The sequence below is a fragment of the Crenobacter sp. CS_VA4 genome, assembly GCF_055597485.1.
In genome coordinates, this window is sequence record NZ_JBVMAE010000009.1 from 152,780 (window position 1) to 174,657 (window position 21,878).

Sequence of the window (21,878 nt, forward strand, 5' to 3'; positions counted from 1 at the left end):
CAGGCGAATGCAAGCCTTTTTTGAGCAAGACGGGCGACGCCCGGCGCATTCGGTTATACTAGCGCGCTGATTTTCTTCACCAATTCCAGAACATTTTAACGTCAAACATGCTGCAGTTTACCGTACACAAGACCTCCGGCGGTGCGCGCCGCGGCACGCTGGTGCTCAACCACGGCGTAGTGGAAACCCCGGTTTTTCAGCCGGTGGGCACCTACGGCTCGGTCAAGGCGATGAGCCCGCTGGAGCTGAACGAGATTGGCGCGCAGATCATCCTCGGCAACACCTTCCACCTGTGGCTGCGCCCAGGCCTGGAGATCGTCGAACAGTTCGGCGGCCTGCACCAGTTCATCGGCTGGGACAAGCCGATCCTGACCGACTCGGGCGGCTTCCAGGTGTTCTCGCTGACCAACATGCGCAAGCTCACCGAGGAAGGCTGCACCTTCCAGAGCCCGGTCAACGGCGACAAGCTGTTCCTGTCTCCGGAGGTCTCGATGAAGATCCAGACCGTGCTCAACTCCGACATCGTGATGCAGCTCGACGAGTGCACACCGGGTCAGGTCGACCATAGGACCGCCGGCGACTCGCTCAGGATGAGCCTGCGCTGGGCCGAACGCTCGCGCCGCGCCTTCGACGACCTGAAAAATCCGAACGCGCTGTTCGGCATCGTGCAGGGCAACCTGTATACCGACCTGCGCCAGGAGTCGCTGGAGGGGCTGATGCAGATCGGCTTCGACGGCATCGCGATCGGCGGCCTGTCGGTCGGCGAGCCGAAGCCGGAGATGTACCGCATGCTCGAAGAGCTGCGCGACATGCTGCCGGCCGAGAAGCCGCACTACCTGATGGGCGTCGGTACGCCGGAAGACCTGGTGCACGGCGTCGCCAACGGCATCGACATGTTCGACTGCGTGATGCCGACCCGCAACGCGCGCAACGGCTGGATCTTCACCCAGTGGGGCGACGTCAAGATCAAGAACGCCAAGCACAAAGACGACAAGCGTCCGCTCGACGAGGCATGCGGCTGCTACACCTGCCAGAACTTCAGCCGCGCCTACCTGCATCACCTGCACCGGGTCGGAGAGATTCTTGGCGCGCGCCTCAATACCATCCACAACCTGTACTACTACCAGGAGTTGATGCGCGACATCCGCAAGGCGATCGAGGACGACCGCTTCGAGGACTTCCGTGCCGAGTTTGCGGTGAAGCGCGCACGCGGTTCCTAAAGGCTATCGAACCAAAGCCGTTGACCGAAGTCTGACTAGGCTTTCGGCCAAGCTTCAGGCTGGTTGGAAAACCCGGGGCCGCTCGCTACAATGCTCGGGCTCCGGTGCATCAACAACGACGAATCAATAAGAGAGGGATACAAAACATGCTCATTACCCCGGCATTCGCCAACACGACCGTAGGTGGTTTCGATCTGATGGGCTTCCTGCCGATGGTCGTGATCTTCGCGCTGTTCTGGTTCCTGCTGGTGCGCCCACAGCAGAAGCGTGCCAAGGAACACCAGAAGATGCTGTCCGAGCTCAACAAGGGCGACGAAGTGATCACCCAGGGCGGCGTGGCCGGCCGTATCACCAAGTCGGGCGAACAGTTCATCAGCATTGAAATCGCCAACGGCGTTGAAATCAACGTACAGCGTGGCGCTATCACCGCCAAGCTGGAAAAAGGCACCCTCAAGTCTCTGTAACCCGCGCCGGGGCCATCGTGCAGATGGCCCCGTGCCTTATGGATATCCCTAATCCATGAACCGCTACCCGCTCTGGAAATACCTCGTCATCGCGGTGGCGCTGATCGTCGCAACGATCTACACGCTACCGAACTTCTTTGGCGAAACCCCGGCGGTCCAGATCTCCAGCACCCGACAGTCGATCCCGGTCGACACCGCGCTGATGGGCCGTATCGAAGCCGCACTCAAGGCCAACCAGCTGTCGCCGGATGGCCTGTACCTGGACGGCTCCAGCCTGAAGGTGCGCTTCAAAGACACCGACACCCAGATCAAGGCCCGCGATGTGATCCAGCAGACGCTGGGCGACAATTACATCATCGCGCTGAACCTGCTGGCCGCGTCGCCGACCTGGATGTCGCGGATCAAGGCCAACCCGATGTTCCTCGGCCTCGACCTGCGTGGCGGCGTGCACTTCCTGCTGCAGGTCGACATGAAGGCCGCGCTCGACAAGACCATGGAGCGCTATGCCGGCGACATCCGTCGCGAACTGAAGAACAAGCAGGTGCGCTACGGCACGATCACGCGCACCGGCAACACGCTGGTGCTGCAGCTGCGTGACAGCGAAACGCTCAGCGCCGCCGCCGACATCGTCGCCCGCCAGCTGCCGGTACTGTCGCAGAGCAGCGACGACAGCAGCTACAAGCTGACGCTGACGCTGAAGCCGGAAGAGATCACCCGCCTGCAGGGCGACGCGGTGAAGCAGAACATCACCACCTTGCACAACCGGGTGAACGAGCTGGGCGTGGCCGAGCCGATCATCCAGCAGGCCGGCGCCGACCGCATCGTGGTCCAGCTGCCGGGCGTGCAGGACACCGCCAAGGCCAAGGACATCCTCGGCCGCACCGCCACGCTGGAAGTGCGCATGGTCGAGGACGATCCGGGCAAGATGGCCGAAGCGATGGCCGGCAACGTGCCGGCGGGCTACGACCTGCTCGACGAGCTGACCCCGCGCGGCGCGACCAAGATCCTGGTGAAGAAGGACGTCGAGCTGACCGGCGACAACATCAACGACGCACAGCCGAGCTTCGACCAGAACGGCGCCCCGGCGGTGAGCATCAACCTCGACTCGGCCGGCGCCTCGATCTTCCGTCAGGTCACAGCCGAAAACATCGGCAAGCGCATGGCGATGATCCTGGTCGAAAAAGGCAAGAGCGAAGTGGTGACCGCGCCGGTGATCCGCAGCGAAATCGGCGGCGGCCGCGTGGAAATCTCCGGCAGCATGAACGCCGCCGAAGCCAACGACGTGGCGCTGCTGCTGCGCGCCGGCTCCTTGGCCGCGCCGATGCAGATCATCGAAGAGCGCACCATCGGCCCGAGCCTCGGCAAGGACAACATCGACAAGGGCTTCCACTCGACGATGTGGGGCTTCGCGGCGATCGCGGTGTTCATGTTCATCTACTACCGCGTGTTCGGGATGATCTCGGCGCTGTCGCTGGGTGCCAACCTGCTGTTCCTGGTGGCGATCCTGTCGATGCTGCAGGCCACGCTGACGCTGCCGGGCATCGCGGCGATCGCGCTGACGCTGGGCATGGCGATCGACTCGAACGTGCTGATCAACGAGCGGATCCGCGAGGAGCTGCGCCACGGCTTCCCGCCGGCGTCGGCAATCCAGGCCGGCTATCAGCACGCCTGGGCGACCATTATCGACTCCAACGTCACCTCGCTGATCGCGGGCCTGGCGCTGTTGATCTTCGGTTCCGGCCCGGTGCGTGGCTTTGCCGTGGTGCACTGCCTCGGCATCCTGACCTCGATGTTCTCGTCGGTGTTCGTGTCGCGCGGCCTCGTCAACCTGTGGTACGGCCGCAAGCGCCGCCTGGCCTCGATCTCGATCGGCCAGATCTGGAAACCGCAACAGTAAGCCAACAGGGCCGGCACCACGCCGGCCCGGTTTAGCGCAGAGGACATCATGGAGTTTTTCCGCATCAAACGGGACATCCCGTTCATGAGCTACGGCCGGCTCACCACCATCATCTCGCTGGTGACCTTCGTGCTGGCCGTGGTGTTTCTGGTCACCCGTGGCCTGAACTTTTCGGTCGAATTCACCGGCGGCACGGTGCTGGAGGTGCAGTACAGCCAGGCCGCCGAACTGAGCGACGTGCGCCACCGCCTCGACAAGCTCGGCATGGGCGACATCGCTGTACAGAACCTTGGCACCAGCCGCGACGTGATGATCCGCCTGCCGAACAAGGCCGACCGCAGCTCGGCGCAGCTGTCCGAGCAGGTGATGCAGGTGCTGAAGGACGGCAACAGCCGGGTCGAGCTGCGCAAGGTCGAGTTCATCGGCCCGCAGGTCGGTCAGGAACTGGTCACCCATGGCCTGACCGCGGTGATCCTGGTGTGCATCGGCATCATGATCTACCTGGCAATCCGCTTCGAATGGCGCTTCGCGGTGGCGGCGATCATCGCCAACATGCACGACGTGGTGATCATTCTCGGCTGCTTCGCGTTCTTCCAGTGGGAGTTCTCGCTGACCGTGCTGGCCGGCGTGCTGGCGGTGCTCGGCTACTCGGTGAACGAATCGGTGGTGGTATTCGACCGGATCCGCGAAAACTTCCGCAAGCCGGTGATGCGCGGCAAGACCGTCGCCGAAGTGATCGACAATGCGATCACCTCGACGATGAGCCGGACCATCATCACCCACGGTTCGACCGAGGCGATGGTGCTGTCGATGCTGATCTTCGGCGGTGCCGCGCTGCACGGCTTCGCCACCGCGCTGACCATCGGCATCGTGTTCGGCATCTATTCGTCGGTGCTGGTCGCCAGCCCGATCGTGATGTGGCTGGGCCTGTCGCGCGAAAATCTGATCAAGCCGCCAAAACAAAAACAGGAAGCCGTTGTCTGAGCAGTACCCGCAACTGGCCGGCTAGTCCGGCCAGTTTTGCATCCGACTCCCTTTCGGCCAACCTTATAACCGTCATCCGACCGAATCCATGGCAGCCATTACCTATCTCATCGACTTCATCCTGCACATCGACAAGCACCTGGCCGAGCTGGTCTCCTCTTTCGGCTCGCTGACCTACGCCATCCTGTTCCTGATTGTGTTCTGCGAAACCGGCCTGGTGGTGCTGCCGTTCCTGCCGGGCGATTCGCTCTTGTTCGTCGCCGGCACCTTGTCGGCCACCGGCGCGCTGGACGTACACCTGCTGGTCGGCCTGTTGATCGCCGCCGCGATCATCGGCGACACGGTCAACTACACCATCGGCCGCAAGCTGGGGCTGAAGCTGTTCGCCAACCCGAACTCGAAGATCTTCCGCCACGAGTACCTGGTGAAGACCCACGCCTTCTACGAGCGCCACGGCGGCAAGACCATCATCCTCGCCCGCTTCGTGCCGATCGTGCGCACCTTCGCCCCGTTCGTGGCCGGTGCCGGCGAGATGAGCTACGGCCGCTTCCTGTTCTTCAACGTGGTCGGCGCGGTGGCATGGGTGGGCAGCTTCTGCTACCTCGGCTTCTTCTTCGGCAACCTGCCGGTGATCAAGTCCAATCTGTCGCTGCTGATCGCCGGCATCATCTTTGTATCGATCCTGCCGGGCCTGGTCGAGTTCGTCCGCCAGAAGCGCAAGGCCCGCGTCGCCGCATGAAGCGCATCCACCGTCTGCCCGACCACCTGGTCAACCAGATCGCCGCCGGCGAGGTGGTGGAGCGCCCGGCATCGGCGCTGAAGGAGATGCTGGAGAACAGCCTGGACGCCGGCGCCGGCAAGATCACCGTCGACCTGGCGCAGGGCGGCATCAAGCTGATCCGCGTCACCGACAACGGCGGCGGCATCGAGGCCGACGACCTGCCGCTGGCGCTCGACCGGCACGCCACCAGCAAGATCCACAGCCTGTCCGACCTGGAGTCGGTCGCCACGCTCGGCTTTCGCGGCGAGGGCCTGGCCAGCGTCGCGTCGGTGTCGCGGCTGACGCTGACCAGCCGGCCGCACGACAGCGCGCACGCGCACCAGATCGTCGCGATCGACGGCACGCTGCACCCAGTCGAGCCGGCCGCGCATCCGGAGGGCACCAGCGTCGAGGTGGTCGACCTGTACTTCAACACCCCGGCGCGGCGCAAATTCCTGAAGAGCGAGGCGACCGAGTACGCGCACTGCTCGGCCACCTTCGAACGGATCGTGCTGGCGCACCCGCATGTCGAGTTCCTGCTGCGCCACAACGGCAAGGTGGTGCAGCGCTTGCCGGCGCACAGCCTGGCCGACCGGATCGGCGCGATCCTCGGCCGCGACTTCGTCGACGCCGCGCTCACCGTCGAGGCCGAGGCGGCCGGGCTGACGCTGCGCGGCCTGGTCGCCAGCCCGACCTATTCCAAGGCCAGCCGCGACGCGCAGTACTTCTACGTGAACGGCCGCTTCGTGCGCGACAAGCTGGCGCAGCACGCGATCCGCCAGGCGTTCCGCGACGTGCTGCACCACGATCGCCACCCCTGCTACGCGCTGTTCCTGTCGCTGCCGCCTGAGGGCGTCGACGTCAACGTGCACCCGACCAAGATCGAGGTGCGTTTCCGCGAGTCGCAGGCGATCCACCAGTTCGTGTTCCACGGCGTCAACAAGGTGCTGGCGAGCACCGTGGCCGGCAGCACGCCGCAACAGGTCGGCTTCGGCCAAGCTTCGGCAGACGGCGGCACGAGCATCGCGCCGGCCGCCAGCGCACCGACGCTGACCGCCCGGCCGGTCTACCAGCAGCAATCGGCGCTGCCGCTGAACGTGGCACGCGAGGCGAACGCCGCTTACGCCGCGCAGTTCGCCGGCGTGCGCGACGACGAGCAAAGGTTGGCCGAAAGTCCTGCCCTGCCGAGCGCTTCGGCCAACCTAGCCAACACCACGGCGCTTGCTCCCGCTTCCGCCACGCTGCCAGCCACCGACCCGGATGGGCTGCCGCCGCTCGGTTTTGCACTGGCGCAGCTGCACGGCGTCTACATCCTGGCGCAGTGCGTCGAGGGGCTGATCCTGGTCGACATGCACGCCGCGCACGAGCGCATCGTCTACGAACGGCTGAAGACCGCGCTGGAGGCCGACGCGATCCCGTCGCAACCCTTGCTGCTGCCGGTATCGTTCGCCGCCGACAAGCTGGAAGTCGCCACCGTGCACGACGAGGCGACCGGCATGCAGCGCCTCGGCCTGGACCTGGCGCCGCTCTCCCCCACCCAGATCGCGGTGCGGGCGGTGCCGATCTGGCTGAAGGACGGCGACCCGGTCGAGTTGGCGCGCGCGGTGATCAAGGACGTGCGCGAGGCCGGCCTGACCCGGGTGCTGACCGAGCGACGCAACGAGCTGTTGGCGACGATGGCCTGCCACGGCGCGGTGCGCGCCAACCGGCAGCTGACCTTGGCCGAAATGAACGCGCTCTTGCGCGACATGGAGGCGACTGAGCGCTCCAACCAGTGCAACCACGGTCGGCCGACCTGGGTGCGCTTAAGCATGAAGGAATTGGACACGCTGTTCCTGCGCGGGCGCTAAGCTGCTCGCTCAACGCAAAAAACGGGAACCCTTGGGTTCCCGTTTTGTTTGCCGAGCGATGGCCTCAGCGCACCAGCTTGGTCCTCAAGGCGGCCACGCCACCGACATTGATCGACGCGTACAGCTGCAGCGTCTTGCGGTACGCCGCATCTTGCCAGCCGCGCGCCTCCACCTGGAAAGCACCCTGATACACACCGGCCGGCAGGCCCGGGTTGTCGGCCGCCGCGTACGTCAGGATCAGCTTGCTGGTCGGCACCAGCGTGCCGCAGAGCACCGCATCGTTCATCGCCACTTTCCGGCCGCAGCCGAAGTCGCGCCAGCCGCGCAGCTTCACCTCGTAGCTGAGCTTGGTGCTCTGGTTGACCAGGAACGCCGACACCGTCGCCGGCGCCGCCGCGCCCGACCACACCGGTGCCGCCGGACCGCGCGCCCCTGCCTGCGACGGGATCACGTAGCTCACCGTGCCCTTCTGCGCCTCGCGACTCAGGTCGGGCAGCAGCAGCGGAGTCTTCTCGGTCAGCGTCACCCGCTCGCTGTATAGCTGCGCGCCCGGATAGATCGAGCGCACCCAGCTCGCGTACTTGCTGACCCGTGCACCGGTCGAGCTGGCGTCGCCGCCGCCGTTGGTGGTGGCGATGATGGTCCAGAAGCCGTCCTGCTGCTGCCACCATGACGAGCCGCTGTCGCCCGGCGCGGTGCGCGCCCACATGTCACCGGCGGTCAGTTTGTTGAAGCCGGCACCGATGCCGTAGTCCATTTCCCAGATGCCGGTGATCTTGCTGACGCCCCAGGCGCGCCGCTGCCCCGATGTCGGCCACCAGCCGCCGTTGCTGCTGGTGCTGCCGATTCCCCACGAACCGTAGCCGACCAGCTCAACCGGCCTGCCGTTCTCGTTGCCGCCGTCGTACAGCCACGGCGCCGCGATCGCCTTGCCCTGCTGATCGAGGATAGCCGCCACTTTCGGCAGCCGGATCAGGCCGATATCGGTCGACGCGCCGCCGAAACCGGCCGGCTTGTTCAGACGATACGGATGGACGTAGAAGTCGCCACTGCCCTTCGCTACGGTGCGGCCGGCCCAGTCGGTGATCGTGCCCGAGTAGGCACCCGAGGTGGTGGTGTTGTACGGCAGGCAGTGTGCCGCGGTCAGGATGTACGACCACTTGCCGTCGGCCGAATCGCCGATCCAGCTGCCGGTACAACTCGGGATGTCGACCACCGCCAGAAACTGCGGCGACTGGCTGTGCTGACGCAGCGGCTCGAACGCCGTGGCGATGGTGCCCGACACGTCGTTGACGTTGCCGCCGTTGGCGACGAACACGCTGTCACTGACCACGATGGCCCCCGCGCTGCCGGCCAACGCCAGCAGGCCGGCTCCCAGGCCGATACCTTGTTTCCAGATGCCTCGCACGATGCTTCCTCGCCCCTTGTTTAACGGAGTCTTAATGTTAATGTCATTATTTTAAATCAAACAATATTGATAAATGCTTTTATGGAAGATTCTTCCTTTAAAGTAGATTTCTGTGGTGGCATGGTGACAGTCGCCTTAGCTTTGCCGCGTCACAACCGGCAAGCCGACGCCGATCGTGCACGGTTGTCCAATGACTGGGCTACGGAGGGACGCGTGACCGGGAAAACCGCCGTCGAGGCGGCGACGCCAACGACAATGCCCGGCTCGAGCCGGGCATTGGAGAAAGGATTGGTGCAGCCGTAAACGGACGGCAGAGAGTCGCTCAATCGTGACCGGCCACCCGCTGGAGCGCGTGTTCGGCCAACTCAGCCTCGATGAACGCTGCGATCATCGCGCGGTAAACCTGCTCGGCCACCGTCGGGTTAGCGCCCAGCTCGCCGGCCAGCGCGGTCACCTTGGCGATCACCTGCTCGACCCGCTGCGGCGCCCTCACCTCGTCGGTATTGCGCTTGAAACGGGCCGCCTGCTGGACGTAGCCGCCCCGCTCGGCAAGCAGCGCGACGATCTGGCGATCGATGCGATCGATCTGGCTGCGGACTTCGTCGATGGACTGGCATTCGATACTGTTGACCACGAGAGTTCCCCTGTCATTAGAGCGGCGCAAGCGGACATGGCACCAATAATGACATACGAATTACTCATAAAGAAACGACCAGAGTGCGGCACCCGGACACGTTGGCCGAACCCGGCTTTCGGCCAACCATGACAAGGCCCAGGCCGCACCATGCAAAGGGCCCGACCGTCACGGACGGGCCCTCACCCGATCACGCCGGCTGCACCCGCCGGTCGTCGAGCCAGGAGCCGGCCCGCTTGGCTTCGGCCTCGTGACCGGGCTCGCGCCAGGTCTCCAGCAGCGCGTCGGCCTGCCAGCGCTGCATCGACGGCAGCGCAAGCAGACGCGCTGCATAGGCGGCCGCGGCTTCGTCGAGCTCCAGGCCGTAGGTCTGGACACGGAAGGCCACCGGCGCGAAGAAGGCATCGACCGCCGTAAACGTCTTGCCCGCGAGGAACGGCCCGCCGAAGCGGCGCAGGCCCTCGTTCCACAGCTCGCCGATCCGTGCGATGTCGCGCTGGAGTGCCGGCGTCATGTCGGCTAGTTGGACCCGGATCCCGCAATTCATCGTGCAGTGCTCGCGCAACGCGCCGAACCCCGAGTGCATCTCGGCGGCGGCACAGCGCGCCCAGGCCCGCGCCTGCGGGTCGGCCGGCCAGACGCCGGCATGCCGGTCAGCCAGGTACTCGGCGATGCCCAGCGAGTTCCACAGCACCGTGTCGCCGTCGTGCAGACACGGCACCTGGCCAGTGGGTGAGAAATCCCGAAACGCGGCCCAGTTCGAGCCGGCAGAGAACGGCACCAGGCGCTCTTCGAAGGGAATGGCCAGCTCGCTCATCAGCACCCACGGGCGCAGCGACCAGGACGAGTAGTTCTTGTTGGCGATATAAAGCTGGTACACGCGGTAGGCTCCTGCGGTTGTCGTGATGAAAAAAACTCAGGCGTCGAAGCCGACCTCGGCGGACGGCAGCGCGCGGATCGGCACGCCGAAGCTCCTGATGTTCGACAGGGTGGCGTTGTGGTGAGTGCGGATCTGCGCGGCGCTGGCGTGCGGCTTGTCGTGGGTGGTGTGCGCGTCGGCCGCGAGCGTGACCGTGAAGCCCAGCCCCGCGGCACGGCGCGTGGTGGTGTCGACGCAGGCCTCGGTCGCGTAGCCGCACAGCACCAGGTGCGTCACGTCGAGCGCGGCCAGCCGTTCGGCCAACTCGGTGCGCAGGAACGAGTCGGGGGTGGTCTTGCGCACCACGACGTCCTGCGGCTGGGCGTCCAGCCGCGCCTCCAGCGCCCAGCCGGGCTCGCCGTGCGCGAGAAAGCTGCCCGGCGCCTCGTGCTGCACGAACAGCACCGGTATGTTGGCCGAACGGGCGCGGGCCAGCAGGCCGTTGATGCGGTCGACCACCGCGTCGGCCTCGGCCGGGCGCGGCTCGGGGTCGAACAGGCCACGTTGCACATCGATCACGATCAGGGCAGATTTCATCGGGTTTCCTCGGCTGTTGTACGAACGAAAGTGCTCATAGTACGCGTATGGCATGAACAGCACAGCCCGCTTGAATGAAATGACCGGCTATCGTCAGCCGATCAGCACAGCGTGGCCGTCACCAAAGGCCGGGCAGCAAGCGATGACGGACCCGACCCGCGTATTCCGCATAGCCCGGCAGTTCCTTGTGCAGGAATCGATCCTCCAGAACCGTGCGCCGGATCACCAACAGCACCATCGGCATCACCGTTAGCAACGCCCACCAGGAGCCCAAGGCGACGGGGCTGCTGAGCAGGCCCGCGATCGCGCCGGCATAGCCCGGGTGGCGAACGTACCGGTACGGCCCCGTCGTGATCACGTGATGCCCCCTCTCCGCCTGGATGCGCACCGTCGGCACGAAGAACCGGTTGACGACCATCGCCCAGCCTACCCACGCCCACGACGCGGCGCAGACGGCCAGCCCCGCCAACTGGATGCCGCTCGGCACCTGGCCCGACCAGTGGAACCGGCCCACATCCAGCCCGGCCAACACCAGATGGGCCAGATACGCCGGAATCCCAAACAGCAGCCACGGCCACAGGTCCAGGCTGCCGAAGCGCGGGTGCCAGCGCTCTTGCAACAGCTCCGGGTCGAGGGTGAGCGTCAGCACCAGCGTCAACGCCGCATTGAGGCCGATATAGGCCCAGAAGAAAGGCAAGTCCCAGCGCCCCGCTGAGCCGAACAGGATCGCGGCCAGGAGGCCGATAAGCGCCACTCCGCGTAGAAGACTCAACATCGGTATCGTCCTGGAAAAAGCTGCCTCGCGCCTGAGTTAAGGGGCCTGCTTTAGCAGGTCCCAGCGCTCACGGATGCGTCTTGAACGACCTGTTATGCGACTGACGGAGAACTTGGCCGAGACCAAAACCGCTGCGGCCAATCTTACGCCACGACACCATCCGAAATGCCTCATCTAATGTTAAGTTAGCCGGCTGCGCTCAGAGTTTCTTGCATTGCGTTCATTATTTCTCCACGTCCCAGTTTGTTTGTATTTGCTTTATCCGAACCTGATAGGCGTGCTTTAGGCAGGTAATGTTATTGCATTTATTCCTCACGCTAGAGAGCCATTTCTTCTGCTCTTTGCCAACAGGGTCTAAGAGTTCACCAGTTTCGCCATCAACTCCTTCCGTTTCCTTTTTGGCTTTAGAGAAGACTATGTTAAGTTGTGAATCTAACTCTGACAGTTGGGGGTCACTACATACCAAGTGTTCAACCCTTGTTTTCGCGTAGGCGCAGTTGAAGCCCGTAGCGGGTGCAGAAAATGAGGAAAAACAAAGGAGTGTGGCGATAAGCAGAAAGGAGTACTTGGAGGACAACTTAATGAGAGCGTTCATTGTTTCGAGCTTTTGGGTTTTCATGCGGTAAAACCTAACGCCTGAGTTAAGGGGCCTGCTTTAGCAGGTCCCAGCGCCCGAAGGGCGCGCCTTCAACGATGAGTTAGAACCGTTTGCCAAGAGCCACCAGCCGCAACCAACCCACGAATTTTTTGCTTTGCCCAACCTATGTCAACCGAGAACAATAGTCTAAGCACCGACTGGCCCCGTTCTATACCGCTGTACAAAATTGGCAAACTCTTCGAACCCAAGTCGGGTGCGCTGCTCTTGCCACTCGAAGAACGTGGCATAGTCAGTAAAGACCATTTCCATCCCCGTTCCATCCGCACTAGTCTCGACCGCTTGGTGTGGCAGCACGGGCGGAAAACACCCTGGTTCCATCATCTGGCTCCATGGATTAGCGTCCGCTTGCGGAGAAAATCTTTTCAACAACGCATTGTATTCTTTCATGCGTTCGGGATTGCCACTTATGGAATTACCAATAGGTGCAGATAAATAATCGTAGAACTCGAAAAGATCTTCGAATGCCTGCCGCAACATCGCATAGCGCCCTTCTTTCCAGCGCTCAATAAAGACCTCTTGAAACTCAAACCAATTTACGAGACGAATGTTTGAGTTCTGTGCCGCCTCATACGCGCCGCTCTGAAATCCGTTTCTTGAAATCAAGAATCCAACATGAGCTCCATAGTCTGATACGACTGTGCGGAAACTGTGTACAACGTTCTTAGGAACGGCACTACTCCAGTACTTGCATTCGCACAGATATGTCAGCTTTGGGCTGATTGTTAAGTCAACGGCATGAACGTCAACATCAACCGTCCCCCTTACTGTCTCTATGGTGCGCTCGACCTCTGATTCGCACCCGCATATACGTAGGATCGAGGCAACCTTGTCTTGAAGGTCACGCCAATCTGCTGGTTCCGTGGAGTAGATCACTGCGGCTCCCTAGACTTCTAACTAGAATTAGACGTCCTAAAAGACGTAAAAAAAATTCGACACGAGGCCTGATCGGCCCCGACGACCCAATGCAAAGCTTGCCACACAAGCCATCATGACAAAAGGGTTGAAACAGCAAAGCCACTCAAGACGCCACACTAGCCAGGTTGGCCGAACCCCGCCCCGGTGCGACAATCCCTCATTGCCTCACCTGCCCCGCTCTACAACATGCCCAACCACACCTTCTTCTGGCACGACTACGAGACCTTCGGCGCCGAGCCGCGTCGCGACCGGCCGTCACAGTTTGCCGGCGTGCGCACCGACGCCGAGCTCAACGAGATCGGCGAGCCGGTGATGATGTACTGCAAGCCAGGGCCGGATTACCTGCCCTCGCCCGTGGCGTGCCTGCTGACCGGGATCACCCCGCAGCATTGCCTGGAACACGGCGTGGCCGAGCATGAGTTTGCCGGGGTGATCGAGCGCGAGCTGTCCGAGCCGAATACGGTCGGCGTCGGTTATAACTCGATCCGTTTCGACGACGAGGTGACGCGCTTCCTGTTCTGGCGCAACCTGATCGACCCGTATTCGCGCGAGTGGCGCGACGGTTGCGGGCGCTGGGACTTGCTGGATCTGGTGCGCGCCACCTACGCGCTGCGCCCGGAGGGGATCGAGTGGCCGACGCACGAGGACGGCCGGCCCAGCTTCAAGCTGGAGCACCTGACCAAGGCGAACGGCCTGGTGCACGAGGCGGCGCACGATGCCTTGTCGGACGTGCGCGCGACCATCGCGCTGGCGCGGTTGATTCGCGACAAGCAGCCGAAGCTGTTCGAGTATTACTTCTCGCTGCGCAAGAAGGACGAGGTGCGCCAGCAGCTGTCGCTGCATGCGCCGAAGCCGGTGCTGCACGTGTCGGGGATGTACGGGGTGGAACGCGGCAATCTGGCGCTGATCTGGCCGTTGGCCGAACACCCGAGCAACAAGAACGAGGTGATCGTCTGGGACCTGGCGCACGACCCGCAGGAATTGGTCGGTCTCGGGCCGGAGGCGATCCGCGAGCGGATGTTCACCCGTGCCGATGAGCTGCCGGAGGGCGTGGAGCGGCTGCCGATCAAGACGATCCACCTGAACAAGTCGCCGTTCGTGGTCGGCAACCCGAAGGTGCTGACGGCCGAACGCGCCGCGCACTGGGGCGTCGACTTCGAGCTGGTCCAGCGCCACGCCGAGCGCGCGGCGCAGCTGCCGAACCTCGCCGGCGTCTGGCGCGCGGTGTACAACCGGCCGGTGCTCGAGACGCCGGACGTGGACGAGAACCTGTACGGCGGCTTCGTCAGCGGCGCCGACCGGCGCACGCTGACCCGGCTACGCGGACTGTCGGCCGCGCAGCTGGCCGCAGAGCAGCCGGTGTTCGACGACGTGCAGCTGGGCCGGCTGGTGCAGCGCTACCGAGCGCGCAACTTCCCGGCTTCGCTCAGCGACGAGGAACGCGGCCACTGGCAGGCGTGGTGCCGCAAGAAGCTGCTCGACGGCGTGCCGGCCGGACGCACCAAGGAGCAGTGCCTCACCGAGATCACCGCGCTGGAGGCGGACGCCGACGAGCGCGGCCGGGCTATCCTCGCCGAGCTGCGCGCGTTCGCCGAGGCGCTGGCCTGATCGGCCTTGCCAACCTTATATAGGGAATAACGATCCGATCCCCTTTCGGCCAACCTTACTGCCGATGCGGCACTGCAAGGTTGGCCGAAACGCACGCCGGTGCGACAATGCGCGCATTCTGAGCTACCCACCCTGCCATGGCCGCCCCCCTCCCCGCGATTTTCCTGATGGGCCCGACCGCGTCCGGCAAGACCGGCCTGGCGCTCGAGCTGGCCCGCCGCTACGACGTGGAGATCGTCAGCGTCGACTCGGCGCTGGTCTATCGCGACATGGACATCGGCACCGCCAAGCCGAGCGCCGCCGAGCTGGCGCAGGCGCCGCACCACCTGATCGACATCATCGACCCGACCCAGTCCTATTCCGCGGCCGAGTTCCACGCCGACGCGCTGCGGCTGATCGCCGACATCCATGCCCGCGGCAAGCTGGCGGTGCTGGCCGGCGGCACCATGCTCTATTACAAGGCGCTGGAGGAAGGGCTGTCCGACCTGCCGCAGGCCGACCCGGCGACCCGCGCCGCGCTCGATGCCGAGGCAGCCGAACTCGGCTGGCCGGCGCTGCACGCGAGGTTGGCCGAAGTGGACCCGATCACCGCGGCGCGGCTGGCACCGAACGACTCGCAGCGCATCCAGCGCGCGCTCGAGGTGTACCGGCTGTCCGGCGAGCCGATGTCGACACTGCTGGCGCGCGAACACGACAGCAAGCCGGCGCTGAACCTGCTGAAACTGGCGCTGCTGCCCGACGACCGCGCCTGGCTGCACGAACGGATCGCGCTGCGCTTTCGGCTGATGCTGGAGGCCGGCTTCGTCGACGAGGTGCGCGCGCTGCGCGCCAAGTACCCGAGCCTGTCGCTGGAGCTGCCGTCGATGCGCTGCGTCGGCTACCGGCAGGCCTGGCAGTACCTCGACGGCGAGCTCGACGAGGCGGCGTTCTTCGACAAGGGCGTGGCCGCGACGCGGCAGCTGGCCAAGCGTCAGCTCACCTGGATGCGCAGCATGGCCGAGCTCTTGCCGATCAACTGTCAGGATAGCGACCTGCTCACACCGGCCTGCCGCGCGGTCGACACCTGGCAACGCCGCCTATCGACTTCGTGATGGCTTCTCGTTGACTGAAGTGGTAACCGACGTTATAGTTTCAAAATGGAAAAACACCTCAACGCCCCGATCATCAACGAATCGTTCAGCCGCAGCGAGCAAGCGCTCGATCGCATCGCCCGCCAGCTGCCGCACCTGCCGCGTCAAGAAATCATCATCACGCGGCTGTACTACCATGTGCTGGGCTACCTGAGCGACTACTTCAACGCCGAGCTGAAACAGCATGGCCTGAACGAGACCATCTGGATGGCGCTGATGGTGCTGTATACCCGCGACAACGAGACGATCTTCCCGTCCGATCTGTCCGAGGCGCTGTCGTTCTCGCGCACCAACGCGACGCGCGTGGTCGACGACCTGGTCGAACAGGGCTGGGTGGAACGCATCCCCTGCCCGGTTGACCGACGCAAGACCCGGCTGGCGCTGACCGACACCGGCCGCCAGTTCATCATCTCCATCCTGCCGGAGCGCCATCGCCAGATGCGCACCCTGTGGGATGACTTCAGCTCGGACGAGAAGGACACCTTCGAGCGCCTGCTGCGCAAGCTGCTGGGCCATCTGGGCGGCTGATTTCCAACAACACGAGGCGGGAGCCGGCGTATGGCTCCCTGGTTTACGGCACCCGCGACCGAGCGGGTGTTTTTTGTCGGACATAGTCACCAAGGTGACCATAACATGCAAAATACTCTCAATCGTCATCCGCGGTGTGCGCTGACCTGGTTGGCGCTGGCGGCGGCGTTCGCCGCCCTGACCGGCTGCGCCAACCAGCAGGACGGCGCCGCCAGGGTCACCCAGCTGAATCCGGAATCGCTCGGCCTGCCGGCCGGTTCGGCCGACGTCGCCGCGCCGGCGCAGTGGTGGACCGCGCTGAACGACGCGCAACTGAACCAGCTGATGCAGGACGGCCTGGCCAACAGCCCGTCGCTGGCGGTGGCCGCCGCGCGCATCCGCGCCGCCGAAGCGGCGCAGGGCCTGGCCGAATCGGCCGACGGCCCGCACGTCGACGCCAACGCCTCATTCACCCGCGAACGCTTCTCGCAGTTCGGCCTGTTCCCGCCGCCGATCGGCGGCAGCTGGATCAGTCTGACCGACATCGGCCTGAACGCCGGCTACAGCTTCGACTTCTGGGGAAAGACCAAGAGCCACGTCGAAGCGGCGATCGGCCAGCAGCGCGCCGCGATCGCCGAACAGCGCGACGCCCGCAACCTCCTCGAGGCCGCGATCGCCACCCAGTACCTGGAATGGCAGACCGCCAAGACGGCCGAACAGATCGCCGCCGACAACCGTCTGCAGGCGCAGCAGCTGGCCCGACTCGCCGCCGCGCAGCAGCAGGCCGGCCTGAACGCGCCGGACGTGCGCGCCAACGCCGATTCGCGCCTGGCGAACCTGCGCCAGCGCGAGAGCCAGGCCACCGCCCGCGTCGAGCGCGCCGAACACGCGCTGGCCGCGCTGACCGGCCACGGCCCGAACCAGCTGAAGCTGACCGTCCAGCCGGTGCCGCAGTGGTCGCTGCCGACCGGCAGCCTGAGCACCCGTCTGTTGGCGCAGCGCGGCGACGTGCTGGCCAGCCGCTGGCGCGCCGAGGCCGCCGCGTCGCAGGTGAAGGCGGCGCGCGCCGAGTTCTATCCGGACATCAGCCTGTCGACGATCATCGGCCTGGAGGCGCAGAACGTCGGCGACCTGTTCACCCGCGCCGCGCGCCAGATGGCGTTCAGCCCGGTGTTCACCCTGCCGATCTTCCACGCCGGCGCGCTCAACGCCAACCTGGCCGGCCGCGCCGCCGACTACGACGCCGCGGTGGCCAGTTACAACCAGACGCTGCTGGACGCCGCCCGCGACGCCGCCGACCGACTGTCCGACCTCAACGCCGCCAAGCAAGCCGAGATCGACGCGCAGCACGCCAGCGAGGCCGAGGCGCGCCGCCACCAGAGCGTGCAAAGCCGCTTCAACAACGGCCTAGTGCGCCGCGACGCGCTGCTGCAGAGCCAGCAGTCGCTCAACAGCGCCAAGTTGGCCGAAAGCGAGGCGCACGCCGCGCGCATCGCCGCCCAGATTGCCCTGATCCGCGCCCTTGGCGGCGCGGCTGAACCCACGCCTAAGGCCTGAAGCAGAGAACGATAACGATGGACGAAACCAAACAATTGACCGAGAAAAGCCAGGCGCGCCGCAAGGTGATGGTGCGGGTGACGCTGATCATCATCCTGATCGCCGTGCTGGCGCTGCTGTACTGGTTCTTCGTACTGCGTCACCACCAGGAAACCGACGACGCCTACGTCGGCGGCAACATCGTCAACATCACCAGCCAGGTCGGCGGCACGGTGACCACCATCGTCGCCGATGAAACCGATCGGGTGAACGCCGGCCAGCTCCTGGTCAAGCTCGACCAGAGCGACGCCCAGCTCGCCTTCGACCGCACCCGTGCCCAACTGGCGCAAGCGGTGCGCCAGACGGCGACCATCGTCACCAACGGCAAACAGCTGGCGGCCAATGTAGACGCCCGCAAGGCCGAGCTCGCCAAGGCACAGGGTGACCTGTCGCGTCGCGAAGCCGCCGCCCGCGATGGCGGCATCGGCGTCGAGGAACTGCAACACGCCCGTGATGCGGTCACCACCGCCAGCGCCGCCCTTACCGCGGCGCAGGAACAGCTGAACGCCAACCGCGAGCTGGTGCTGTCCGACACCACCGCCAAGCACCCGGCGGTGGCGCAGGCCGCCTCCGCGGTGCGCGAGAGCTGGCTGGCACTGAAGCGGACCGAAGTGATCGCGCCGGTGAACGGCCAGGTCGCCAAGCGTAGCGTGCAGCTGGGCGGCCGCATCCAGGCCGGCACGCCGCTGATGACCGTGGTGCCGCTCGATCACCTGTGGGTCGACGCCAACTTCAAGGAAAGCCAGCTGGCAGACATGCACATCGGCCAGCCGGTCGAGCTGACCGCCGACGTCTACGGCGGCTCGGTGAAGTACCGGGGCAAGGTCGCCGGCCTCGCGGCCGGCACCGGCGGCGTGTTCTCTCTGCTGCCGGCGCAGAACGCCACCGGCAACTGGATCAAGGTGGTGCAACGCGTACCGGTGCGGATCGAGCTCGATGCCAAACAGGTCGCCGACCATCCGCTGCGTCTGGGCCTGTCGATGACCGTGAACGTCGACACCGCCAACCAGGGCGGCGCCATCCTCGCCAAGACCGCCCGCACCACCCCGGTGCTGCAGTCCGACGTGTACCAGGCTCAGCTGAAGGATGCCGACAAAGTCGTCGCCGACATCATTGCGGCCAACCAACGTGATACACACTAAGCCCGGAGAGTTCCATGGCGCATAAACCGCTTGAAGGCTCGGCCCGCGCCTGGGTGACGCTGGGCCTGTCGCTGGCGGTGTTCATGCAGGTCTTGGACACCACCATCGCCAACGTCGCGATCCCGACCATTTCGGGCAACCTCGGCGCGTCGACCTCGCAAGGCACCTGGGTGATCACCTCGTTCGGGGTGGCCAACGCGATCGCGGTGCCGATCACCGGTTGGCTGGCCAAGCGCCTGGGCGAGGTGAAGCTGTTCCTGATCGCCACGCTCGGCTTCGTCGCCTCGTCGTGGTTGTGCGGCCTCGCGCCGAACCTGGAACTGCTGGTCGTGTTCCGCGTGCTGCAGGGCGCGCTGGCCGGCCCGATGATTCCGCTGTCGCAGAGTCTGCTCTTGGCCAGTTACCCGGACGACAAGAAAGCGATGGCGATGTCGCTATGGGCGATGACGGTGATCGTCGCGCCGATCTTCGGCCCGATCCTGGGCGGCTGGATCTCGGACAACTGGCACTGGAGCTGGATCTTCTACATCAATATCCCGGTCGGCTTCCTCGCCGCCGGCATTGTCTGGAAGTTCTTGCGGCATAGGGAAACCCCGCTGCTCCACCTGCCGATCGATCGGGTCGGCCTGTCGCTGCTGGTGGTCGGGGTCGGTTCGCTGCAGCTGATGCTCGACCGCGGCAAGGAGCTCGACTGGTTCAATTCGACCGAGGTGGTGGTGCTGGGCCTGATCGCGGTGATCGCGCTGACCTATCTGGTGATCTGGGAACTGTACGACAAGCACCCGGTGGTCGACCTGTCGCTGTTCAAGAGCCGCAATTTCACCGTCGGAGTGGTGTCGATCAGCGTCGGTTACTTCCTGTACTTCGGCGCGGTGGTGCTGATGCCGCTGTTGCTGCAGACGCAGATGGGCTACACCGCCACGCAGGCCGGGCTGGCGACCGCGCCGGTCGGCATCCTGCCGGTGATCCTGTCGCCGATCATTGGCAAGAACGCGCACCGTCTCGACCTGCGCTGGCTGGTGACGATCAGCTTCTTCGTGTTTGCGCTGACCTTCCTGTGGCGAACCACCTTCGAACCGGGCATGGACTTCACCTATGCGGCGATGCCGCAGTTCGTGCAGGGGATCGCGGTGGCGTGCTTCTTCATGCCGCTGACCACGATGTCGCTGTCCGGCTTGCGCGCCGACCAGGTGGCGAGCGCGTCGAGCCTGTCGAACTTCCTGCGCACGCTGGCCGGTTCGATCGGCGCCTCGTTGTTCAGCGCCACCTGGGACCGCCGCGAGGCGTTGCACCACACCCAGCTGGTCGAGCACATCACCCCGTACGACGGGGTGACCCAGCAGACGCTGCACGGCCTCGCGCAAGCCGGCATCGACCAGGGGTCGACGCTCGGCCTGTTTGCCCGCGAGGTGACCCGGCAGGGCTACTTCATCGGCGCCAATGAGATCTTCCTTGCCGCGGCAGTATTGTTCGTGATGATGATCGGCCTGGTGTGGTTCGCCAAGCCACCGTTCCGCCCGGCCGGCGGCGGCGAGGTCGATGCAGCGCACTGAGCCTGGCCACTTGCTCCATCCAGCAAAAACCCCGGACCTCTTGGTCCGGGGTTTTCATTGCGCCACCGCTTCGGCCAACCTTGGGCCTAGCGCCGCCACTCCAGCCCGGCGTAGAAAGCCCGCCCGTCACCCGGCAGGAACTGCGCCGAATCGCGCCCTTTCGCGTCGAGGATCACCCCGGTGGTCGCGGCGTACTTCCGGTTGGTCAGGTTGCGCCCCTCCAGATACCAGCCGAGGCCCTTCTGCACCTCTTGCCCCAGCTTCACGCCGACCAGCGTATAACGGTCGGCGGACAAGGAATTCGCCAGGTCGACCGGGTAGGCCTGCGGCGAGATCTCCAGGTTGGCCGACACATAGTAGCCGGCGCCGAAACGCTGGGTCAGCTCGGTCTTGATGAAGGACTTGGGCACGCCGGCCAGCGTGTTGTCGCCATAGACCGGGTCGTTGTCGAAGCGGAAGCGGTTGAGCAGCAGCGAGTTGCGCCAGGACAGCCCCTGCAGCGGTTCGACAGTGAAGCCGAGCTCCAGCCCCTGGTGGCGCGTGTGCGGCACGTTGAACGTGGCGGTGGCGTTGTTCGGCAGCGTCTGCGACAGCAGCTCGTTGCGCACCCGTGCATCGTACACGCTGGTGTCCCACTCGAGCGGCAGCGGCCCGTCGAGGCGGCCGCGCGAGCCGACCTCGATGGTCTTGGCGGTCTGCGCCTTGAGGCCGGCGTTGATCACCAGATTGCTCATCTCGGCGAAGCTCGGCGGCTCGAAGCTGCCCGACCAGTTGGCGTAGAACTGCACGCCGTTGGCGAGCTCGGTCAGCACGCCGAGCTTGGGGCTGAAGCCGTAGTAGTTCTGGTCGAAACTGGCGTCGGCCTGGCCGGCCGGCACAAAGCGGTCGACCAGCTGACGGCTGGCCTTGCTCCACTGCGCCCCGGCGATCGCGCGCCAGCCGGGCAGCACGGTATATTCATCGTCCAGATAGACGTTCAGGTTACCGGCCTTCTGCAGGCCGGCGTCGAGCAGCGCGCCGCGCTGGCCGCCGTTGTTCACCGAGTTGCGGTTGTCGAGACGTCCCCAGCTCGGCGCCACGCCGAACACCAGCCGGTTCGGCCGGCCGAACAGCGCTGCGCCGTTGATCCAGCGCAGCTCGACGCCGCTGTCGTCGCTGTTCTGGTCGATCACCTGGAAGATCGGGTGGAACAGCGTCTTGTGCGCGTAAAAGGCGGTGAATTCCAGCTGCTGTTGGTGGGGGGGGGGGGGGGGAGGGGAGGGGGGGGGGGGGGAGGGGGGGGGGGGGGGGAAGGAGGAGGGGGGGGGGGGGGGGGGGGGGG

General features: G+C 65.0%; 20 protein-coding genes. 12 read left to right on the forward strand and 8 right to left on the reverse strand.

What is annotated here, in order from left to right; all coding sequences use genetic code 11:
* Nucleotides 1-107: 107 nt before the first annotated feature.
* The 6 genes from tgt to mutL all read left to right on the forward strand — a co-directional run bounded on the left by tgt (nt 108) and on the right by mutL (nt 7,175).
* Nucleotides 108-1,220, forward strand: coding sequence for a tRNA guanosine(34) transglycosylase Tgt (gene tgt, locus ACZ2IA_RS10935; protein WP_470292609.1), 1,113 nt, complete (start codon nt 108-110; stop codon nt 1,218-1,220).
* 146 nt (nt 1,221-1,366) lie between these two features.
* Nucleotides 1,367-1,684, forward strand: coding sequence for a preprotein translocase subunit YajC (gene yajC / locus ACZ2IA_RS10940; RefSeq protein WP_470292610.1), 318 nt, complete (start codon nt 1,367-1,369; stop codon nt 1,682-1,684).
* Between the two features lie 55 nt (nt 1,685-1,739).
* Nucleotides 1,740-3,581, forward strand: a complete 1,842-nt coding sequence (gene secD / locus ACZ2IA_RS10945; RefSeq protein WP_470292611.1) for a protein translocase subunit SecD — start codon at nt 1,740-1,742, stop codon at nt 3,579-3,581.
* A gap of 48 nt (nt 3,582-3,629) precedes the next feature.
* Nucleotides 3,630-4,565, forward strand: coding sequence for a protein translocase subunit SecF (secF, locus tag ACZ2IA_RS10950; protein WP_470292612.1), 936 nt, complete (start codon nt 3,630-3,632; stop codon nt 4,563-4,565).
* A gap of 88 nt (nt 4,566-4,653) precedes the next feature.
* Nucleotides 4,654-5,304, forward strand: coding sequence for a DedA family protein (locus tag ACZ2IA_RS10955; RefSeq protein ID WP_470292613.1), 651 nt, complete (start codon nt 4,654-4,656; stop codon nt 5,302-5,304).
* Complete coding sequence (gene mutL / locus ACZ2IA_RS10960; protein WP_470292614.1) at nt 5,301-7,175, forward strand: DNA mismatch repair endonuclease MutL; 1,875 nt, start codon at nt 5,301-5,303, stop codon at nt 7,173-7,175. The genes ACZ2IA_RS10955 and mutL overlap by 4 nt, the downstream gene beginning before the upstream one ends.
* Nucleotides 7,176-7,239: 64 nt before the next feature.
* Here the strand turns inward: mutL and ACZ2IA_RS10965 are convergent, their stop codons facing one another.
* The 7 genes from ACZ2IA_RS10965 to ACZ2IA_RS10995 form a co-directional block, all read right to left on the reverse strand.
* Nucleotides 7,240-8,583, reverse strand: a complete 1,344-nt coding sequence (locus ACZ2IA_RS10965) for a trypsin-like serine peptidase (RefSeq protein ID WP_470292615.1) — start codon at nt 8,581-8,583, stop codon at nt 7,240-7,242.
* A 322-nt stretch (nt 8,584-8,905) separates the two neighbouring features.
* Complete coding sequence (locus tag ACZ2IA_RS10970) at nt 8,906-9,217, reverse strand: chorismate mutase (protein ID WP_470292616.1); 312 nt, start codon at nt 9,215-9,217, stop codon at nt 8,906-8,908.
* 190 nt (nt 9,218-9,407) lie between these two features.
* A complete protein-coding gene (locus tag ACZ2IA_RS10975; protein WP_470292617.1) occupies nt 9,408-10,097 on the reverse strand; it encodes a glutathione S-transferase family protein in 690 nt (229 codons plus the stop codon).
* 36 nt (nt 10,098-10,133) lie between these two features.
* The gene (locus ACZ2IA_RS10980; RefSeq protein WP_470292618.1) at nt 10,134-10,673 is read right to left on the reverse strand and encodes a cysteine hydrolase family protein; all 540 of its coding nucleotides are present in this window, start codon (nt 10,671-10,673) and stop codon (nt 10,134-10,136) included.
* Between the two features lie 118 nt (nt 10,674-10,791).
* Complete coding sequence (locus tag ACZ2IA_RS10985; RefSeq protein ID WP_470292619.1) at nt 10,792-11,448, reverse strand: methyltransferase family protein; 657 nt, start codon at nt 11,446-11,448, stop codon at nt 10,792-10,794.
* Nucleotides 11,449-11,671: 223 nt separating this feature from the next.
* Nucleotides 11,672-12,067, reverse strand: coding sequence for a lysozyme inhibitor LprI family protein (locus ACZ2IA_RS10990; protein WP_470292620.1), 396 nt, complete (start codon nt 12,065-12,067; stop codon nt 11,672-11,674).
* A gap of 165 nt (nt 12,068-12,232) precedes the next feature.
* Nucleotides 12,233-12,979 (reverse strand): restriction endonuclease, encoded by a 747-nt coding sequence (locus ACZ2IA_RS10995; RefSeq protein ID WP_470292621.1) that lies wholly within the window; start codon nt 12,977-12,979, stop codon nt 12,233-12,235.
* A gap of 228 nt (nt 12,980-13,207) precedes the next feature.
* Here ACZ2IA_RS10995 and sbcB point away from each other — a divergent pair, with 228 nt between their 5' ends.
* The 6 genes from sbcB to ACZ2IA_RS11025 all read left to right on the forward strand — a co-directional run bounded on the left by sbcB (nt 13,208) and on the right by ACZ2IA_RS11025 (nt 20,557).
* Complete coding sequence (gene sbcB / locus ACZ2IA_RS11000; protein WP_470292622.1) at nt 13,208-14,629, forward strand: exodeoxyribonuclease I; 1,422 nt, start codon at nt 13,208-13,210, stop codon at nt 14,627-14,629.
* Between the two features lie 137 nt (nt 14,630-14,766).
* Complete coding sequence (gene miaA / locus ACZ2IA_RS11005; protein WP_470292623.1) at nt 14,767-15,720, forward strand: tRNA (adenosine(37)-N6)-dimethylallyltransferase MiaA; 954 nt, start codon at nt 14,767-14,769, stop codon at nt 15,718-15,720.
* A 45-nt stretch (nt 15,721-15,765) separates the two neighbouring features.
* Entirely contained in the window at nt 15,766-16,287 is a 522-nt protein-coding gene (locus ACZ2IA_RS11010; RefSeq protein ID WP_470292624.1) for a MarR family transcriptional regulator, read from the forward strand.
* Nucleotides 16,288-16,392: 105 nt separating this feature from the next.
* Nucleotides 16,393-17,823: an efflux transporter outer membrane subunit gene (locus tag ACZ2IA_RS11015; RefSeq protein WP_470292625.1), complete on the forward strand. Its 1,431-nt coding sequence runs from the start codon at nt 16,393-16,395 to the stop codon at nt 17,821-17,823.
* Nucleotides 17,824-17,840: 17 nt separating this feature from the next.
* A complete protein-coding gene (locus ACZ2IA_RS11020; RefSeq protein ID WP_470292626.1) occupies nt 17,841-19,004 on the forward strand; it encodes an HlyD family secretion protein in 1,164 nt (387 codons plus the stop codon).
* 14 nt (nt 19,005-19,018) lie between these two features.
* Nucleotides 19,019-20,557, forward strand: a complete 1,539-nt coding sequence (locus ACZ2IA_RS11025) for a DHA2 family efflux MFS transporter permease subunit (protein ID WP_470292627.1) — start codon at nt 19,019-19,021, stop codon at nt 20,555-20,557.
* Between the two features lie 86 nt (nt 20,558-20,643).
* Here the strand turns inward: ACZ2IA_RS11025 and ACZ2IA_RS11030 are convergent.
* The coding region (locus ACZ2IA_RS11030; protein ID WP_470292628.1) for a TonB-dependent receptor domain-containing protein at nt 20,644-21,878 on the reverse strand (1,235 nt) is incomplete at its 5' end.

Coding starts and splice junctions, on each gene's coding strand:
- tgt (WP_470292609.1), top strand. CDS start 108: ATGCTGCAGTTTACCGTACACAAGACCTCCGGCGGTGCGCGCCGCGGC.
- yajC (WP_470292610.1), top strand. CDS start 1,367: ATGCTCATTACCCCGGCATTCGCCAACACGACCGTAGGTGGTTTCGAT.
- secD (WP_470292611.1), top strand. CDS start 1,740: ATGAACCGCTACCCGCTCTGGAAATACCTCGTCATCGCGGTGGCGCTG.
- secF (WP_470292612.1), top strand. CDS start 3,630: ATGGAGTTTTTCCGCATCAAACGGGACATCCCGTTCATGAGCTACGGC.
- ACZ2IA_RS10955 (WP_470292613.1), top strand. CDS start 4,654: ATGGCAGCCATTACCTATCTCATCGACTTCATCCTGCACATCGACAAG.
- mutL (WP_470292614.1), top strand. CDS start 5,301: ATGAAGCGCATCCACCGTCTGCCCGACCACCTGGTCAACCAGATCGCC.
- ACZ2IA_RS10980 (WP_470292618.1), bottom strand. CDS start 10,673: ATGAAATCTGCCCTGATCGTGATCGATGTGCAACGTGGCCTGTTCGAC.
- ACZ2IA_RS10985 (WP_470292619.1), bottom strand. CDS start 11,448: ATGTTGAGTCTTCTACGCGGAGTGGCGCTTATCGGCCTCCTGGCCGCG.
- ACZ2IA_RS10990 (WP_470292620.1), bottom strand. CDS start 12,067: ATGAAAACCCAAAAGCTCGAAACAATGAACGCTCTCATTAAGTTGTCC.
- sbcB (WP_470292622.1), top strand. CDS start 13,208: ATGCCCAACCACACCTTCTTCTGGCACGACTACGAGACCTTCGGCGCC.
- miaA (WP_470292623.1), top strand. CDS start 14,767: ATGGCCGCCCCCCTCCCCGCGATTTTCCTGATGGGCCCGACCGCGTCC.
- ACZ2IA_RS11010 (WP_470292624.1), top strand. CDS start 15,766: ATGGAAAAACACCTCAACGCCCCGATCATCAACGAATCGTTCAGCCGC.
- ACZ2IA_RS11015 (WP_470292625.1), top strand. CDS start 16,393: ATGCAAAATACTCTCAATCGTCATCCGCGGTGTGCGCTGACCTGGTTG.
- ACZ2IA_RS11020 (WP_470292626.1), top strand. CDS start 17,841: ATGGACGAAACCAAACAATTGACCGAGAAAAGCCAGGCGCGCCGCAAG.
- ACZ2IA_RS11025 (WP_470292627.1), top strand. CDS start 19,019: ATGGCGCATAAACCGCTTGAAGGCTCGGCCCGCGCCTGGGTGACGCTG.